The 17,087-nt window shown below is 73.0% G+C and carries 17 protein-coding genes and 1 tRNA gene; 6 read left to right on the top strand and 12 right to left on the bottom strand.

The features are described from left to right. Positions 1 to 2: 2 nt before the first annotated feature. Genes eda through zwf form a run of 3 tightly spaced genes read right to left on the bottom strand, consistent with a single transcriptional unit; the run spans position 3 to position 4,086 of the window. Positions 3 to 656, bottom strand: coding sequence for a bifunctional 4-hydroxy-2-oxoglutarate aldolase/2-dehydro-3-deoxy-phosphogluconate aldolase (eda, locus tag FIV43_RS14165; RefSeq protein WP_141014651.1), 654 nt, complete (start codon positions 654 to 656; stop codon positions 3 to 5). Continuing rightward, complete coding sequence (gene edd, locus FIV43_RS21550) at positions 631 to 2,556, bottom strand: phosphogluconate dehydratase (protein ID WP_231123397.1); 1,926 nt, start codon at positions 2,554 to 2,556, stop codon at positions 631 to 633. The genes eda and edd overlap by 26 nt, the downstream gene beginning before the upstream one ends. Further along, a complete protein-coding gene (gene zwf, locus FIV43_RS14155) occupies positions 2,557 to 4,086 on the bottom strand; it encodes a glucose-6-phosphate dehydrogenase (RefSeq protein WP_141014650.1) in 1,530 nt (509 codons plus the stop codon). It abuts the gene before it with no gap. A gap of 87 nt (positions 4,087 to 4,173) precedes the next feature. Here zwf and FIV43_RS22580 point away from each other — a divergent pair, with 87 nt between their 5' ends. The 5 genes from FIV43_RS22580 to FIV43_RS14135 all read left to right on the top strand — a co-directional run bounded on the left by FIV43_RS22580 (position 4,174) and on the right by FIV43_RS14135 (position 7,163). Next, positions 4,174 to 4,602, top strand: a complete 429-nt coding sequence (locus FIV43_RS22580) for a hypothetical protein (RefSeq protein WP_231123396.1) — start codon at positions 4,174 to 4,176, stop codon at positions 4,600 to 4,602. Beyond that, positions 4,485 to 5,429: an ROK family protein gene (locus FIV43_RS14150; RefSeq protein WP_231123966.1), complete on the top strand. Its 945-nt coding sequence runs from the start codon at positions 4,485 to 4,487 to the stop codon at positions 5,427 to 5,429. Before FIV43_RS22580 ends, FIV43_RS14150 begins: the two co-directional genes overlap by 118 nt. A gap of 46 nt (positions 5,430 to 5,475) precedes the next feature. Next, positions 5,476 to 6,480 carry an aldo/keto reductase gene (locus FIV43_RS14145; RefSeq protein WP_141014649.1) on the top strand — a complete coding sequence of 335 codons (1,005 nt, stop codon included), beginning with the start codon at positions 5,476 to 5,478 and terminating at the stop codon, positions 6,478 to 6,480. A gap of 58 nt (positions 6,481 to 6,538) precedes the next feature. After that, entirely contained in the window at positions 6,539 to 7,006 is a 468-nt protein-coding gene (locus FIV43_RS14140) for a GyrI-like domain-containing protein (RefSeq protein ID WP_181407498.1), read from the top strand. Positions 7,007 to 7,078: 72 nt separating this feature from the next. Continuing rightward, positions 7,079 to 7,163: transfer RNA gene (locus tag FIV43_RS14135), tRNA-Ser, on the top strand. Between the two features lie 77 nt (positions 7,164 to 7,240). On the opposite strand, the gene FIV43_RS14130 is transcribed toward FIV43_RS14135, so the two are convergent. Together FIV43_RS14130 and FIV43_RS14125 are read right to left on the bottom strand one after the other, a co-directional pair. Beyond that, positions 7,241 to 7,567 carry a YtxH domain-containing protein gene (locus FIV43_RS14130; RefSeq protein ID WP_141014647.1) on the bottom strand — a complete coding sequence of 109 codons (327 nt, stop codon included), beginning with the start codon at positions 7,565 to 7,567 and terminating at the stop codon, positions 7,241 to 7,243. Between the two features lie 115 nt (positions 7,568 to 7,682). Next, positions 7,683 to 8,957 (bottom strand): HNH endonuclease signature motif containing protein, encoded by a 1,275-nt coding sequence (locus FIV43_RS14125; RefSeq protein WP_181407497.1) that lies wholly within the window; start codon positions 8,955 to 8,957, stop codon positions 7,683 to 7,685. A gap of 139 nt (positions 8,958 to 9,096) precedes the next feature. Here FIV43_RS14125 and FIV43_RS14120 point away from each other — a divergent pair, with 139 nt between their 5' ends. Continuing rightward, the gene (locus tag FIV43_RS14120) at positions 9,097 to 9,642 is read left to right on the top strand and encodes a DNA polymerase ligase N-terminal domain-containing protein (protein WP_196780812.1); all 546 of its coding nucleotides are present in this window, start codon (positions 9,097 to 9,099) and stop codon (positions 9,640 to 9,642) included. Between the two features lies 1 nt (position 9,643). On the opposite strand, the gene FIV43_RS14115 is transcribed toward FIV43_RS14120, so the two are convergent. The 7 genes from FIV43_RS14115 to FIV43_RS14080 all read right to left on the bottom strand — a co-directional run bounded on the left by FIV43_RS14115 (position 9,644) and on the right by FIV43_RS14080 (position 17,037). Continuing rightward, positions 9,644 to 10,669, bottom strand: coding sequence for an HAAS signaling domain-containing protein (locus tag FIV43_RS14115; protein ID WP_141014645.1), 1,026 nt, complete (start codon positions 10,667 to 10,669; stop codon positions 9,644 to 9,646). 5 nt (positions 10,670 to 10,674) lie between these two features. Then, on the bottom strand, positions 10,675 to 10,995 hold the full coding sequence (locus FIV43_RS14110) for a PadR family transcriptional regulator (protein ID WP_141014644.1): 321 nt from the start codon (positions 10,993 to 10,995) through the stop codon (positions 10,675 to 10,677). A gap of 151 nt (positions 10,996 to 11,146) precedes the next feature. Continuing rightward, positions 11,147 to 12,469: an NAD(P)/FAD-dependent oxidoreductase gene (locus FIV43_RS14105; protein WP_141014643.1), complete on the bottom strand. Its 1,323-nt coding sequence runs from the start codon at positions 12,467 to 12,469 to the stop codon at positions 11,147 to 11,149. 2 nt (positions 12,470 to 12,471) lie between these two features. Beyond that, positions 12,472 to 13,422, bottom strand: coding sequence for an FAD-binding oxidoreductase (locus tag FIV43_RS24085; protein WP_456237762.1), 951 nt, complete (start codon positions 13,420 to 13,422; stop codon positions 12,472 to 12,474). Between the two features lie 8 nt (positions 13,423 to 13,430). Beyond that, positions 13,431 to 13,673 (bottom strand): hypothetical protein, encoded by a 243-nt coding sequence (locus FIV43_RS22565; RefSeq protein ID WP_141014641.1) that lies wholly within the window; start codon positions 13,671 to 13,673, stop codon positions 13,431 to 13,433. Further along, complete coding sequence (locus tag FIV43_RS14085) at positions 13,670 to 14,998, bottom strand: aromatic ring-hydroxylating oxygenase subunit alpha (RefSeq protein WP_196780810.1); 1,329 nt, start codon at positions 14,996 to 14,998, stop codon at positions 13,670 to 13,672. The genes FIV43_RS22565 and FIV43_RS14085 overlap by 4 nt, the downstream gene beginning before the upstream one ends. Continuing rightward, complete coding sequence (locus FIV43_RS14080; protein WP_141014640.1) at positions 14,995 to 17,037, bottom strand: oxidoreductase; 2,043 nt, start codon at positions 17,035 to 17,037, stop codon at positions 14,995 to 14,997. Before FIV43_RS14080 ends, FIV43_RS14085 begins: the two co-directional genes overlap by 4 nt. Positions 17,038 to 17,087: the final 50 nt, after the last annotated feature.

The following is a 17,087-nucleotide window of genomic DNA, read 5'->3' as shown; positions in this document are numbered from 1 at the left end:
GCTCAGCGCAGGGTGGCGGCCTCGGCGGCGAGCTTGGAGATCCGCTCCCAGTCGCCGGCGGCGACCGCGTCGCCCGGCGTGATCCAGGAGCCACCGACGCAACCGACGTTGGGCAGCGCGAGATAGCTCGGCGCCGACGCGGGGGTGATCCCGCCGGTGGGGCAGAAGCGGGCCTGCGGCAGCGGCCCGCCCACCGACTTCAGGTAGGGCGTGCCGCCGGCGGCCTCGGCCGGGAAGAACTTCATCTCCTGCTGACCGGACTCCAGCACGGCCAGCACCTCGGAGACCGTGGAGGTGCCGGGCAGGAACGGGACCCCGGTCGCCTGCATCCCGGCGAGCAGGGTCGGGGTGCAGCCGGGGGAGACCAGGAACCGGGCGCCGGCGGTGACCGCCGCCTCGGCCTCGGCCGGCGTGGTGATGGTGCCGGCACCGAGCAGGATCTCGGGCACCTCGCTCGCGATCGCGCGGATCGCGTCGAGCGCCACCGGGGTGCGCAGGGTCAGCTCGACCGCGGGCAGTCCTCCGGCGACCAGCGCCCGGGCCAACGGCACCGCGTCCTCGACGCGGTCCACGACGACGACCGGCAGCACCGGCACGGCGTCCAGCACGGAGGCGGTGGTGCCAGCGGGCTCAGTGGGTGTGGGCAGGCTGGACAACGGCGGCCTCCTCGGCGGCGGTGGGGACGGGGACGGGCAGTCCGAAGACGGACGCACCCTGATCGGCGGGACCGATCGTCGCACGGAACGCGGAGAACAGGTCGCGTCCGGTGCCGGCCCATTCCGCCTCGGTGGGCGCGTGGCCGGTGGCCGGGCGGTCGGCGAGCACGATCGCCTCGCCGTCGGCGTCGACGATGGTGAGCACATCCGCCTCGGCGTCGAGGGTGATCAGGTCGCCGTCGCGGACCCGGCTCAACGGTCCGCCGAGTGCCGCCTCCGGCGTCACGTGGATCGCGGCGGGCACCTTGCCCGAGGCTCCCGACATCCGGCCGTCGGTGACGATCGCGACCCTCTGGCCGCGGTCCTGCAGCACGCCGAGCGCAGGGGTGAGCTTGTGCAGCTCGGGCATCCCGTTGGCGGCCGGTCCCTGATAGCGGATCACCGCGACCAGGTCCTGACCGTCGAGCTCGCCGGCGCCGAACGCGTCCAGGAAGTGGTGCTGGTCGTCGAAGACCCGCGCCGGGGCGGAGACGTAGCGGTGCTCGACGGCGACCGCGGAGGTCTTGATCACGCCGGTGCCGAGCGGGCCGCGGACCACCTTGACCCCGCCGTCGGCGGAGAACGGGTCGTCGGCGGGGCGCAGCACGTCGGTGTCCAGGCTGTGGTCGGTGCCCGGGCGCCAGGTCAGCTCGCCGTCGATCAGGACCGGCTCGGTGGTGTAGCGGCGCAGTCCGGGGCCGGCGATGGTCTGCACGTTCTCGTGCAGCAGGCCGGCGTCGAGCAGGGTGCGGACCAGGAACCCGATCCCGCCGGCGGCGTGGAAGTGGTTCACGTCGGCGGAGCCGTTCGGGTAGATGCGGGCCAGCAGCGGCACCACGGCGGAGAGGTCGGCCAGGTCGTCCCAGGTCAGCTGGATGCCCGCGGCCCGGGCGATGGCGACCAGGTGCAGGGTGTGGTTGGTCGACCCGCCGCTGGCCAGCAGCGCGACGCAGGCGTTGAGGATCGCCAGCTCGTCGACCATCTCGCCGAGCGGCGGGGCGTCGTCGTGCTGCGGGGTGAGCGCGACCGCCCGCTCCGCGGCGGCGTCGGTCAGCGCCTCGCGCAGCGGCGTACCGGGGTTGACGAAGGAGGAGCCCGGCAGGTGCAGCCCGAGCACCTCCATCAGCAGCTGGTTGGAGTTCGCCGTGCCGTAGAAGGTGCACGTCCCGCGGGAGTGGTACGACGCCGACTCTGCCTCGAGCAGCTCCTCACGCCCCGCCTTCCCCTCGGCGAAGAGCTGGCGCACGTGCGCCTTCTCCTTGTTCGGCAGGCCCGAGGTCATCGGACCGGCCGGCACCCAGACCGACGGCAGGTGGCCGAAGGAGAGCGCGCCGATCAGGAGGCCGGGGACGATCTTGTCGCAGACCCCGAGCAGCAGTGCGCCGTCGAACATGTCGTGGGACAGTGCGATCGCGGTGGACATGGCGATCACGTCGCGGCTGTAGAGGGAGAGCTGCATCCCGTCGCGGCCCTGGGTGATGCCGTCGCACATCGCGGGCACGCCGCCGGCGACCTGGGCGATGCCGCCGGCGCGGATCACGGCCTGCTTCAGCACCGGCGGGTAGTCGCCGTAGGGCTGGTGCGCCGAGAGCATGTCGTTGTAGCTGGTGACGATGGCCAGGTTGGGCTTGCCGCCGCGCTTGAGCTCGGTCTTCTCCGCGCCCTCGGCGGCGGCGAACCCGTGGGCCAGGTTGGCGCAGGCCAGCCGGCCGCGGGCGGGCCCGCGCTGGCCTGCGGCCCGGATCTTGTCCAGGTAGGCGGCCCGGGTGCCGGCGCTGCGCTCGATCAGCCGGTCGGTCACCTCGGCGAGCACCGGGTGCAGCGGGACCGGAGTGGTCGTGGGGGTGGTCGGGATGTTCACTCAGCTCTCCTGCCAGGCGTGGCCGTCGGCGGCCAGCAGCGCTGCTGCCTCACCGGGACCGTGGGTGCCGTCGGGGTAGGGGATCGGGGTGGTCTCGGGTGCGGTCTCGGCCAGCTCCTGCCAGCGCTCGAGGATCGGGGTGACCCAGGCCCAGGCGGCCTCCACCTCGTCGCGGCGCATGAACAACGTCGGGATGCCGCGGATGACGTCCATCAGCAACCGCTCGTAGGGGTCCGGGCAGCGCTCGTCGAAGGCGGTGGCATAGCTGAGGTCCAGCGAGGTGGGGTGCAGCCGGATGCCGCCGGGGCCGGGCACCTTGGCGGTCAGGTGCAGCTGCATCCCCTCGTCCGGCTTGAGCCGGACGGTCAGCCGGTTGGGCTTGGTGGTGCCCTCGCTGTGCGGGAACATCGCGTGCGGCGGCTCCTTGAAGACCACCTCGATCGCGGACTCGTCCCGGGCCATCCGCTTGCCGGTGCGCAGGTAGAACGGCACCCCGGCCCAACGCCAGTTCTGCACGTCCGCGCGCAGCGCGACGAAGGTCTCGGTGTCGGTGGCGTGGCCGATCTCCTCGGCGTAGGAGGCGTACTGGCCGCGCACCACCCGCTGGTCGACCCCCGGCCCGGTGATCGGCGCCAGCGCCTGGAGCACCTTCAGCTTCTCGTCGCGCACCGTGTCCGGGCCGACGTAGGTGGGCGGCTCCATCGCCACCAGGCAGAGCAGCTGGAGCAGGTGGTTCTGCACCATGTCGCGCAGCGCGCCGGCGTCCTCGTAGTACGGCGCCCGGTGCTCGGCGACCCCCGGTGCCTCGGCGACGGTGATCTGCACGTGGTCCACCCAGCGGGAGTTCCACAACGGCTCGAGGAAGGTGTTGGCGAACCGGGTGACCAGCAGGTTCTGCACCGACTCCTTGCCGAGGTAGTGGTCGATCCGGAAGATCTGGTGCTCGGCGAAGACGGCGCCGACCGCGTCGTTGATCCGGCGGGAGGACTCCAGGCCGTCGCCGATCGGCTTCTCCAGCACCACTCGGCAGTCCGGGGTGACCATGTCCATCGCGGCGAGGTGCTCGGCGATCGCGCCGTAGAGGCCGGGGTCGACGGCCAGGTAGTAGATCCGGGTCGGGGCCGCCGGGTCGACGCCGTCCCGGGTGTCGCCGTCGGTGGTGAAGCCCTGGGTCACCGCGGGCGCGCGCTCGTGGTCCTTGAGCAGGCCGTGCAGACGGTCCCAGCCGTCGGTGCTGTCCACGTCGAGGGCGACGTGGTGCAGGCGGTGGATCAGCCGGTGCAGAGCGCCGACCTCCAGGTCGTCCTCGGGGATCGTGTCGAAGAGGACGCGGCTGACCATGTCGCGGTAGCCGGCGTCGTCGAGCGCGCTGCGCGAGACGCCGATGATCCGGGTCTCCGCGGGCAGCTGGCGCTCCCGCTCCCGGTGGTAGAGGCCGGGCAGCAGCTGGTACAGCGCGAGGTCGCCGGTCGCGCCGAAGACGGTGAAGTCGCAGGCAGGCAGCACGAGGTCGGGGGTGTGCTCGGTCATCGGAGTCAACGGTAGTCGTCGGGTCGCTCTCAGGGAACCCCACTTAGGTACTTTTCAGACAAAAGTGACCCGACTACAGTGTGGAACATGTCCGAAGCAGTGCTCGACGAGGCGGAGGCAGCGGCGGTACGCGCCGAAGGGCCCCGGGAGGCGGTGCGGGAGGCGGCGCGCGAGCTGGGTCGTGAGCTGCCCAGCGCCGGCGACCTGTTGCAGCTGCTGCGCACCGGACGGGCCACCACCCGCTCCGACCTGCGCCGGCTGACCGGACTCTCCCGGACGGCGATCGTCAACCGGGTCAGCGCGCTCTCCGACGCCGGGCTGGTGCTGCTCGGTGCCGAGCTCGCCTCGACCGGCGGCCGGCCCCCGGCAGCCTGGTCTTCAACCACACCGCCGGCGTGGTGCTGGCGGCCGCGATCGGCCGCTCCCGCTCGCAGGTGGCCGTCTTCGACCTCGCCGGCAACCAGCTCGCCGCGTCCGCGGTCGACCAGGAGATCGGGGCCGGGCCGGACGAGGTGATGCCGGTCGTCGCCGAGCAGCTCTCCGCGCTGCTCGAGCCCGGCTCCCCGCCGGTGCTGGGCATCGCGATCAGCCTGCCCGGCGTGGTCGACGCCGAGCACGGCACGAGCATCGACACCCCGGTGCTGCCGGGGTGGAACGACGTGCCGCTGGCGCCGTACCTGACCGCGGTGGCCGACGCCCCGCTCTTCCTGGCCAACGATGCCGACGCGATGGCGCGCTCGGAGTATCTCGGCCACGCCCACCCCGACGGTGGGATGCGGAACCTGCTGGTGGTGAAGGCCTCCACCGGGATCGGCCTCGGCGTGCTCGCCGACCGGGCCCTGGTCGCCGGCTTCCGCGGCGGCGCCGGGGACCTCGGCCACACCAAGGTGGCCGACGCGGCCGGACGTCCCTGCCGGTGCGGCGACACCGGCTGCCTGGAGACGATCGCGGCCGGCTGGGCGCTGGTCGCCCGCCTCCAGGAGGAGGGGCGCGCGGTGAGCCACGTGCGGGACCTGGTCACCCACGCCCGCGACGGCGACGCCGAGGCCAAGCAGCTCCTCCGCGAGAGCGGCCGGCAGGTGGGCGAGCTGCTCGCCGTCGCGATCAACCTGCTCAACCCCCAGGCCGTCGTCCTCGGCGGCGACATGTCCGAGGTGTACGACGTCTATGCCGCCGGCATCCGCGAGGCGGTCTACGCCCGCTCCTCGGCTTTCGCCACCCGCGAGCTCCAGTTCCTGCCGGCCACCTACGGCGACCGCGCCGGCCTGGTCGGCTGCGCGGCACTGGCGATCAAGCGGGTGCTGAGCCCGGCCGCGGTGGACGCCCGCCTGCTCACCGGCTGAGGCGCGCCCGGCACCCGCCACTGGGTCCGTGCGGCAGGATCGAGCCATGGAACATCGACCCTTCGGATCCACCGGCCGCACCGTCTCCGCCGTCGGCCTCGGCACCTGGCAGCTCGGCGCGGACTGGGGCGAGGTCAGCGAGACCGACGCCCGCGCCGTACTGGAGGCGTCTGCTGAGGCAGGGGTGACCTTCTACGACACCGCCGACGTCTACGGCGACGGGCGCAGCGAGCAGATCGTCGGCCGCTTCCTGGCCGACCACGGCGGCCCCGAGGGATCGGGCTTCACCGTGGTCACCAAGATGGGCCGCCGGGCCGAGCAGCTGCCCGACAACTACGTGCTCGACAACTTCCGGGGCTGGCTCGACCGCTCGCGGCGCAACCTCGGGGTCGAGGTCATCGACCTCGTCCAGCTGCACTGCCCGCCGTCGGCGGTGATCGAGAACGCCGCGACCTACGAGGCGCTGGACACGCTGGTCGCCGAGCAGGTGATCGCCGGCTACGGGGTGAGCGTGGAGACCTGCGACCAGGCGCTGGCCGCGATCGCCCGTCCCGGCGTGAGGTCGGTGCAGATCATCCTCAACGCGTTCCGGCTCAAGCCGCTGGACCGGGTGCTCCCCGCCGCCGCGGCGGCCGGGGTCGGCATCATCGCCCGGGTCCCCCTCGCCTCCGGGCTGCTCACCGGCAAGTACGACGCCAGCACGACCTTCGCCTCCGACGACCACCGCAATTACAACCGCGACGGCAGCGCGTTCGACGTCGGGGAGACCTTCTCCGGGGTGGACTACGCCACCGGGCTCGAGGCGGCGGCAGCCTTCACCGAACTGGTCCGGGACACCGTCGGCGACGACCTCACCCCGGCCCAGGCGGCGATCGCCTGGTGCTGGCAGCAGCCGGGCGTGACCACGGTGATCCCCGGCGCCAGCCGGCCGGCCCAGGCGGCCGCCAACGCCGCCGCCGGCGAGGCCGGACCGCTGCCCGCGGCGTTCCTCGACGGGGTCCGTGCGCTGTACGACGAGCGGCTGCGGGAGGCGATCCACCCGCGCTGGTGAGGCCGGGGTGCGATGAGTCCGGGCGGCGGTGTCGGTCGCACCGGGTATGAACTCCTCCATGACCCCTCTCGTGCTGACCCCCGATCCCGTGACCGGCGTCGAGACGGTCGAGGTGCCGCCCGGCATCACCACCGTCGAGCTCCGCCACGGCGGCGTGACCATCGACCGCCTGCCGGCCCTCTTCGACGCCGGATACGCCGTCCTGGCCGGGCTCGGCCCGATCGGCCCCGGATACGCCGTCTACGACGGCGACCCGAGCGTGACCTTCGACCTGACGATCGGATTCCCGGTGGCCCAGGTCCCCGGGGAGCTGCCGGACCGGGTGGTGGTCACCGAGTTCCCGCCGGGCCGCGCCCTGATGCACAGCCATGTCGGCGGCTTCGACGGCCTCGTCCGTGCCTGGAGCGAGCTCTCCGCCCACCCCGACGCGCAGGGCCGGGCCCGCTCGATCGAGATCTACGTGAACGATCCGTCGGTGACGCCGGCCGAGCAGCTGCGCACCGACCTGCTGGTGCCGCTGGGCTGATCGGACCGCCCGCCGGGGTCGCGGGGAGGGCACGATTTCGGCGGCCGGACCCGCTTCGGTAATGTTTCCCGCGGTGGCGTGTCCGAGAGGCCGAAGGTGCATCACTCGAAATGATGTGTGGGGCAACCCACCGTGGGTTCAAATCCCACCGCCACCGCAGCGATGTCCTCGCGGACATCACGATGGCCCGGACCTGATCAGGTCCGGGCCATCGTCGTCTCTACGGGTGGGCCGTCAGGGCGTCGCGTCGTCGTTGCGCACGGCGTGCTTGGCGTCCGCCGCGACCTCACTCGCCTTCTGCGCGGCGGCGTCTCCGACCTCGTGCGCCTTCTCCGCGGCGGCGTCACCGACCTCGCTCGCCTTCACCGCGGCCATGGTGCCGAGGTCGCCGGCCTTCTCCTTCGCGACCTGCTCGCCCTGGGCGACCTTCTCCTGGACCCGCGGGTCCTTCCAGACCTTCTGGGCCGAGCCGGTGATCTGCTCGTACCTCTCGCGGCCCGCCTTCGCGCCGAGGACATAGCCGGCGCCGAACCCGATCACGAACATGAGCTTCCCGGACATGTGCTCACCTCTTCTGCTGGGGTGCTTCCAGGCTAGCCGCGGGGCGAAGCGGCCGACTCCACCCGTTCGGGTTGCTTCCGCGAGCACGGGCCGAAGGTGGGCAGGACGGCTCGCCTCAGCGACGCTTCCGCACGCGCCACACCCGACCCGGCAGCTCCTCCACCTCGTAGTCGGGGTCGTGCACCCGATGGTGGTGCCACGGGCAGAGCAGCACCCCGTCCGCCAGATCCGTCCTGCCGCCCTGACTCCAGGGCTGACGATGGTGTGCGTCGCACCAGGTCGCCGGGACGGTGCAACCCTCGGCGCGACAATGTCGGTCGCGCAGTCGGAGCGCCTTGCGTTGCGCTGGGCGGAAGAGTCGGTCGGCGCGGCCGAGGTCGAGCACCTCGGAACGGTTGCCGAGGACCGCGGGGACGATCTTCGCGGCGCAGGCGAGGCGACGTGCCTCGCCTGCGGACAGGTTGGGCAGTGGCCGGCCCTCCACCTCGGGGGTGGGGAGGTCGAGCAGGGTCGCGGTGGCCAGGTCGGAGCGGAGCTGCTCGAGCGTCATCGTCACGATGACCGTGGTCGCATCGCCGGCCTGCTCCGGCAGCCGGGACGGGTCGGTCCGCTCCAGGAGTTGGACGAAGGCGTGCGCGAGTCGGCGCGAGTGGGGCACCCGGAGCGCCTCGTTGGTCGGGTCGCCCGGCTTGCCACGAGGCGAGGTGAAGGCCTCCAGGTAGGTGCGCAGGCGGGACGCCGCGGAATCCGGGATCAGACCGCTGATCCGCGTCGTTCCGTCCCCGTCCCGGCGCAGGGTGAGGCGCGACCTCTTCCAGGCACTGGCCTCCTCGTCCTGCAGGCGCCGGGCCCCGGCTGCCTCGGCGACCTCCGGCGCGACGTGGTCGAGGATGGCGCGGCCGAGGTGGCGCAGCTCGCTGGGTGAGTGGCGGGCGCACAGGCGGACGAGGTTGAGCTCGGCCTGGCGGCGGGTGTCCTGCTCGATCCAGTCCGGCAGTGCGTCGAGCGCCTCGACCACCACTCGGGCTTGGTCGAGGTTGGCCCGCCCGCCGGCCAGCGCCTCGGCGACGGCGGGGTGGTCGGCATCGAGGGAGTGCGCCAGCCTCTGGTCCGCGCGGGCGCGGCGCAGGTCGGCGTTGAGGCGGCTGGCCTGCCAGGCCGCGACGTCTCGGCAGGCGGTGTCCTCGGCGAGGTCCCCCGCCGCGGCCGTGACCCGGAGCCGCAGCGCGGCTGCCTCCGACTCGAGTGCGGCGAGATCGCGGAGCGCGGCCTCCTTCTCGGCGAGGGAGAGGTAGGTCGGCTGCAGATCGCGTGCCTCGCGCAGGGCGTGGCGCGATCGGTCGACGGCGTGGTTGATGGGATGGGTGACCGTGCTGCGTGTGCTGCTCAACCTCCGCACCTCCTGCGTGCCCGAGACAAGGTGACCTGCTGCTGTCCAGTCTCCGGGAGCGGTCCGACACATTCCCGGGCCGATGCCGTCCGGCGCGGGCGTCGCGCTCGCCGGTTGACCACCGCGGGATGCTGGGAGCGTGGCCGACCGAACGCGCGACGCTCGCGCCGCCGAGCACCCGATCTTCCCCCCGATCTTCGTGGTGCACCGGCACGACGCGTCCACCCTGCACTTCGACCTCCGGCTCGAGGTCGAGGGAGCCCTGGCCTCCTGGGCGGTGCCCAAGGGGCCGTCGCTGGACCCGAGGGACAAGCGGCTCGCCGTACGCGTCGATGATCACGACCTCGACTACGCCGACTTCGAGGGCCGCATCGGCGCCGGGTACGGCGAGGGCACCGTGATCGTGTGGGACACCGGCACCTTCGAGAACGCCACCGAGAAGGACGGGGAGGCCGTCGGGCCCGCCGAGGCGCTGCGGGCCGGTCACCTCAAGGTGGTGCTGCACGGTGAGAAGTTGCGCGGCGCCTTCGCGTTGACCCACACCAGGATGGGTGGTGACGAGGCGAACTGGCTGCTGGTCAAGGTCGACGACGAGGCGGCGGACCGGCGTCGCCGGCCGACCTCGACCCAGAACGAGTCGGTGCTGAGCGGGCGGACCAACGACGACCTGGCGTCCGGGTCCTAGGTCAGCACTTCGCGGCGGAGTTCCCGGCGCTGGGCGAGAGCGCGCGCAGCCACCCCTCGCCGATGTCCCACAGCGCGATCACCGCCGCCGTCACGGCGACGATGGTGTGGGTGAGCCCGGGGTCGAAGCCGGACCAGTCCTGCTGCACGGCGTCGACCATCGCCGGGTTCAGCAGCTCCTCGGCCCGGCTGAGGTGGATCAGGATGCCGGCGAACGCCAGCGAGAGCGCGGTGTTGGCGGCGGCGAGGGGGACGGTCCAGCGGCCGGTGCGGTACTTGGCGATCTCGAGGACCGCCTCGGCGACCATCAGCGCCAGCAGCAGGGGCAACCAGAGCGACCAGAGCTCCGGGTCGAGGATCGGGACGGACTCCCCGTCGGCGCCGTCGATCGGCGAGCGGAACTGCTGCCAGATCAGCAGGGCAGCCATGAAGGCGAGGAAGGCCAGACTCGTGACGGTGTCGCGGAGCCGACCGGGATGGGTGGGCAGCGGCGGCAGTTGGTCCGGGGTCCATTCCACGTCGAGGGAGTCGCGCAGGGCGTCGTGACCCGGCCCGGACCGTTCGATCAGCACGAAGGTGAGGGTCAGCCAGAAGCAGATCTGGACCAGGGCGGTGAGTCCGGCCCAGACGGCGCCGCCGATCACGTGCCCGATCGGGTCGCCGTCGAGCGCGTCGACAACGCCGACCGCGATCGTCACTGCCGGGACGGCGACGGCCAGGAGTTGCGCCAGCGTGCGCTGGAACGCGGGGTAGAGGTCGGGTCCGATCAGGTAGAGCCCGCGGCCGGAGTAGCCGGCGGCGAGGCGAGCGGGGTCGCCGAGCTCGGTCAGGGCGGCTCGCTCGCGGGCGTCCGTGTCGAGGTCGGGGCGCTCGTGCTCGAGCGCCTCGAGTCGGTCGGCGATGCCGCCGCGCAGCTCCTCGGCGACGTCGTCGCGCTGGGCTGCGGGCAGCCGGCGGGTGGCGGCGTGGACATAGCGCTCGGTCAACGTGGCGCCGGCGCGCTCGGTGGGGAGGGGAGAGGCGGGCATGGTGCTCACCGGAGCCTTTCGATCGACGTGTGCAGCGCCTGCCACTCCCGCAGCAGCGCATCGAGAAGGGCCTCGCCGTCCGGGCTGACCCGGTAGAACTTCCGCGGCCGCGACTCGTCGGTGTTCCACGCGCTGCTCAGCAGGCCCTGTTTCTCCAGGCGCCGCAGCAGCGGGTAGAGCGTGTTCGCGTCCACCGCGAACCCGGCCTCGGACAGCCTCTCGAGCAGCGCGTACCCGTAGGTGGGCTCGCGCAGGATCGCCAGCGCGGCCACCACCGCGGTGCCGCGTCGCAGCTCCTGGAGGTGGCCGGCGAGGAGGTCGTCCATGACGCGCACATTACTGTGTGTCACACACCATTGTCCATCGCGCAGCGTCGAGGTGCGGATGCAGATGCCTGCGCCCGGTGGCGCGCCCCATCCGGATCGGCGCGGAATTCGCCGAAATCCGGGCCAATCCGCATGGGGCGCGCGAAAGACCTCAGCCCAGGACGGTCCGGGTGCTCGCGGCGTTGACCGGGCGCTTGCGGGAGAACGCGCTGAGGTCGATCTTCAGCCCGGTGTGCTCGCCGACGTGATGGACCGGGTCGCGGTCGTGGTCGTGCCCGGCCTCCACCGCGGCCACGATCTCGGCGAGGAACCGGCCGGCCAGCGGCGCGTTCTTGAACTGGTTGCCGCTGGTGCCCATCGCCACGTAGAACCCGTCCGCATCGGTGCGGTCGTAGATCGGCGTCCAGTCGTCGGCCACGTCGTACACCCCGACCACTCCCGAGGGCCGGTTGGGCATGCGCAGCTCGGGCAGCCGCCGCGCGGCGCGGGTCACCTGGGCCTCGTAGCGGGCGTTCGTCACGTGCAGGTCGGCGTCGTCGGGGTCCTCCAGCCACTCGAAGGGGTCGCACTCCGGCTCGGTGCCGCCGACCACCCAGGCGCCGGCGGGGCCGGGCCGCATGTAGGTGCCGAGGTCGATGTCGAAGACACCCGGACCGGGCTCCTCGTCGGTGCCGTGGCCCGCCGGCCGGCCCACCTGGTGGACCTCCTGGCGCAGCGGCCGCACACCGACCGTGAACTCCTCGCCGACGCCGGCCATCCGGTTGAACGCGCCCGACCAGGGGCCCGCGGCGTTCACCACCACCGGCGCCTCCACGCGCCGCCCGTCGGCCAGTCCGAGCGTCCAGACCGACCCGACCCGCTCGGCGGAGGTGACCTCGGCCCGGAAGAGGGTGCGCGCCCCGCACCGCCGTGCCGCCTCGGCGAGGTTGTCCGCGGCGAGCCGCGGGTCGTCCATGTAGCCGGCGTCGGGGGTGTGGATGGCGCCGAGCGAGCTGGACGCCTCCTCCCAGAAGGCGTCGTCGGTGATCGGGTGGTTCGGCCAGTAGGCGCCGACGTCGACCTGGGGGAACCGGCGGGCGAGCTCCCCGGCGTCGTAGTAGGCGAACGGCACACCCGCGGCCCGCAGCAGGTCCTGGCTCTGCTCCAGCGGGACGGCGGGAACGTCGAGGTGCAGCATCCCGGTCCGCCGGAACCTGGTCAGCGGTGGCGTGTCCGCCGCGGCCGGGTCGAAGCCCAGGTGCTCGGCCCACTGCTCCCAGCAGAACTTCGCCTCCCAGGAGGTCGCGACGGTGTCGAAGGTGGAGTAGAGGAACCGGATGACGGCGCTCGACGCGCTGGTGGAGCCGTGGCCGGCGCCCCCGGCCTTGTCGAGCACGAGTACGTCGCGGCCCGCGCGGCTCAGCTCGTAGGCGATCGCGGAGCCGATCACACCGGAGCCGACGACGACGGCGTCGGCGGTCAGCGAGGTGGACATGCTCACCGGTCCTTCCCTGGGTTGACGTGCGGACGGATCTCGGGCGGCAGGCTCACGCGTCGACGACGATGTCGCCGATCGGGGTCGAGCAGCAGGGCAGGAAGCGCCCCGCCGCCACCTCCCGGGGCCGGATCCCGCCGGCGTGGCGCATGTCGACGTCTCCGGTGAGCAGGGTCGACTTGCAGGTGCCGCACAGGCCCTGGGCGCAGCCGGTCGGCAGCCGGACACCCGCGGCCGCGGCCGCGGCCAGCACCGTGGTGCCCGGGCGCAGTCGACCTCGCGGTCGCTGCGGGCGAAGCGGACGGTGGCACCCACCCCCTGCTCCGCCGCCGGTGCGGCGGTGTCCTCGGTCGGCGCCGGGGGCCGTCGATGACGAAGCGCTCCTCGTGCCGTCGCGCGGGGTCGGCGCCGAGGGCGTCGAGCGCGTCCCGGGCCGCGGCCAGGTAGCCGGGAGGTCCGCACAGGAAGACCTCCCGCTCGGTCAGGTCCGGCACCTCGGCGCGCAGCACCTCGGCCGACACCCGGCCCCGATGACCGTCCCAGGTCGCGTCGGGGGCGTCGGACTCGCACACCCACACCACGCGGACGCCCGGCTGGCCGGCGACCACCGCGTCAACCTCGGCCCGGTCGATCAGGTCCACCGGCGTGCGTGCGTGGTGCACCACCACCAGGTCGACCTGCTCGGCGAGGTCGGCGACCGCCCGCAGCGTGGACAGCGTCGGGGTGATCCCGCTGCCCGCCGACATCAGCAGGTACGACGTCGCCGGGTGCTCCACCACCGAGAACTCGCCCAGCGGCCCCCGCACCCGCAGCCGGTCGCCCGGCGCCAGGTGGTCGTGCAGCCACGACGACATGCGTCCCCCGGACTCCCGCTTCACGGTCAGGGTCAGCAGGTGGGGGCGGGTCGGCGGCGAGGAGATCGTGTAGCAGCGCTCGACCTGCTCGCCGTCGATCGTGGCGGTCAGCGTGACGTACTGCCCCGGCGCGAAGACGAACCCCGTGCGCGGACCCGGGGGAGCGGACCGACCGGGTCGAGCACCAGGGTGACCACGTCGTGGGTCACCCGGCGCACCCGGCGTACCGCGACCTCCAGGTCGAAGGGCACCGGCTCGGCCAGCACCCCGGCGCCGAGCGATCCGGCGACCGCGACGAGCCGGGGCGGTGGTGCCGGCGGGTGGAACGGTGCTGCCGACAGTTCGCTCATCGGGCAGCCTCCTCACGCACGCGGGCGTCGTACCAGCGGAGGAACGACTCGACGTGGCGCTCGGCCCGGCTGTAGGGACCGGGCAGGTAGGCCGGGTCGGTGACCCCGGCCTGGGTGCGGGCGACGAAGGTGGCGTCCTGCTCGTTGGTCCGCCGCCAGACCTCGGTGAGCGTGGGGACGTCGTAGTCGACCCCCTCGACGGCGTCCTCGTGGACCAGCCAGGTGGTCCGGACCAGGGTGCGGTCGACCGCGACGGGCAGCACCGAGAAGGTCACCACGTGGTCGGCGAGCAGGTGCACCCAGGCGTTGGGCTGGGTGTGCAGGGAGAGTCGGCCCATCCGGTGGTCGGGGAGCTCCCCGAGCAGCCGGCTGACCAGCCGGCTGCCGTCGCGGCTGAACGACTCCCCGGCGCCGTCGAGCGGCTCGCGCTGGACCCAGAAGCCGACCGGACGGTCCTCGAGGTCCTCGACCACGGCGTGCGGCAGGGAGCGGACGTCGCAGGCCCGCTGCAGGTCGGCCTCCGCGAGCAGGTACCGGTCGTGGTCGTGCTGCAGGTGCGGCGGGATCTGATCCGGATCGAGCCCCCAGGTGGGGAAGAACGTCCGGGTGAGCTCCGGGTGCCCGCCCTCGCAGTGGTAGCACTCCCGGTTGTTCTCCATGACGAGCTTCCAGTTGCCCTGCTCGACGATGTCGGTCTGCGCGGCCACCTTGGTGCGGGCCAGCCCGTGGGGTGCGACGTACGGCGCCACCACCCGGTCGACCTCGGCCAGGTCGGACGACGGCTCCGGGGAGAGGCTCACGTAGAGCAGCCCGGCGAGATCGTGCAGCGCGACGGCGCGCAGCGCGAGGCACGACGTGTCGACCTCCGCCGACAGCTGCGGGGCGTGCAGCAGCCGACCGTCGGTGCCGTAGGTCCACTGGTGATACCCGCAGACGATGTTGCCGACCGACCCGTGGTCGTCGGTCACCAGCCGGGAGCCGCGGTGCCGGCAGACGTTGTGGAACGCCCGGACCTGCTCGTCGTCGTCGCGCAGGACGAGCACCGAGGACGCGCCGAGGTCGACCGTGAAGTAGTCACCCGGCTCCCGCACCTCGGCGACCGAGCCGACGAAGAGCCACTGCCGCTGCCACAGCAACCGCAGCTCGCGCTGGAAGAGGCCCGGATCGGTGTAGAGCGGCGCCGGCAGCGAGTGGCCCGGGACGCGGCCGTCGAGCGCGGCGATCAGGGGGTCGGGGACGCGCCCGGGCCGGCCGCCCCGGGCGGCTCCGGGCGCTGCGTCCCCGCCGGCGTCGGTCCCACGACAGCGGTCATCGCATCTCCTCACACGGTCAGGCAGAGCCGCAGTGCGTCGTACACCGCGGCGTGGATGTTGCGACTGGCGACGGCGTCGCCGATCCGGAACAGCTGGTAGCGCCCGTCGGCATGGCGGACGGTGGTCTGCGCGGCCCCCGCCAGCAGGGCGTCCTGGTCGACCTCGCCGAGGTTGGTCGAGGCCGGCACCAGGTCGAGGTAGAGCTCGTCGTTGGGCGTCGTGCCGTGCTCGACGACCACGTGGTCAACCCTCCGCTCGACCAGTGCGTCGGAGTAGTCGCTGGCGAGCACGGCGACCAGCCCGCCCGCGTCGCGGCGTACGGCGCTGAGCCGGCGCGCCACCGTGAGGCGCACGTCGTGGTCGGCGAACGCGGTGAGGTACGCCGGGCTGTTCATCGAGCCCACGGCGATCCCCACCGTCCGCTCGGGGGTGACCAGCTCGACGGAGGCGCCGATCCGGGCGAGGTGCTCGGCGGCGTCCAGCGCCGGCTCGCCGCCGTGGTCGTCGTAGACCAGGACCCGCTCGCCGGGGCGCACCGCGGCCGCGCCGCCCATCACGTCCCAGGTGTCGTGCACCAGCTCGCGCCCGGTCGGCAGGCAGGAGGTGTCCGGCACTCCGCCCGTGGCCACGATGACCACGTCCGGATCGAGGGCCTGCACGCCGGCGGCGTCGGCGTAGGTGCCGAACCGGAATTCGACGCCGCTGTGCTTGGCCTCCTGGACCCGCCAGTCCACGATCCCGACCAGGTCGCGGCGGCGCATCGACGACGCGGCCAGGAGAACCTGGCCGCCGGGACGGTCGGCGGCCTCGAGCAGCACCACGCGGTGGCCGCGCTCGCCGAGCACCCGCGCGGCCTCGAGCCCCGCGGGACCCGCGCCGACCACCACCACGTCCCGTCGGCGACGGGCGGGCGGGGTGAGGTGCGGCAGCTGCTGCTCGCGACCTGTCGCCGGGTTGTGCACGCACTTGGCGTCGCCGGAGTCGTAGATCGCGTCCAGGCAGTAGCTGGCACCGACGCACGGCCGGATCCGGTCCTCGTCGCCGCGGGCGACCTTCGCGACCAGGTGCGGGTCGGCCATCTGCGGCCGGGTCATCCCGACCAGGTCGAGCAGGCCGTCGCGGACGGCGTGCCGCGCGGTCGCCACGTCGTTGATCCGGGCCGCATGCATGACCGGTACGTCGATCCGCCGGCGCACTTCGCCGGCGAACTCGAGGAACGGGGCCGACGGCGTGCCCATCGACGGGATCGTCTGCGCGAGCCGGGCGTCGGTGTCCAGGCCGCCCTTGATCACGGAGAGGAAGTCGACGCCGGCGGCGACGTAACGCTCCAGGACGCCGATGGTGTCGTCCATGCCGAGCCCGTCGGGCAGCCGCTCGTCCATCGCCATCCGCACGCCGAGCACGAACTCGGGTCCGACCGCCTCCCGGATCGCCCGCAGCACCCGGAGCGGGAACTGCAGGCGCGCCTCGGGGTCGCCCCCGAACTCGTCGTCGCGGTGGTTGGTGGCGGGGGAGACCCACGCGTCGAAGAGGTGGCTGTAGGACTCGATCTCGATCCCGTCCAGGCCGGCCTGCTGGCAGCGCTGGGCGGCCTCTGCGTAGTGGCGCACGATCCGGTCCACGTCCCAGGCCTCGGCCACCTTGGGGAAGGAGCGGTGCTGCGGCTCGCGCAGCCGGGACGGGTAGACCAGGGGCAGCCAGTCCCCGGTGAAGTTGCTGGTACGTCGACCGAGGTGGGTGACCTGGCACATCACCGCGGCCCCGGCCTCGTGGACGTCGTCGGCGAGCCGGCGCAGCCACGGCACCACCTCGTCGCGGTAGAGCAGCATGTTGCCGAAGGCCGGCGGGCTGTCCGGGGACACCACGGCCGAGCCGCCGATCATGGTGAGCGCCACCCCGCCGCGCGCCTTCTCGAGGTGATAGAGGCGGTAGCGGTCCTTCGGCATCCCGTCCTCGGTGTACGCCGGCTCGTGCGACGTGCTCACCACCCGGTTGCGCAGCACCAGGTGCCGGAGCTCGAAGCTCGTGAGCAACGGATCGATCGACGCCACGGCACCATGGTGAAACCGAAGAAACGTGCAAGAAAAGCGCACAGTTTTCA

It is taken from the genome of Nocardioides sambongensis, assembly GCF_006494815.1.
Classification (GTDB): domain Bacteria; phylum Actinomycetota; class Actinomycetes; order Propionibacteriales; family Nocardioidaceae; genus Nocardioides; species Nocardioides sambongensis.
The sequence above is the reverse complement of the archived record's forward strand: the minus strand, read 5'-3'. Positions and strand labels throughout refer to the sequence as shown.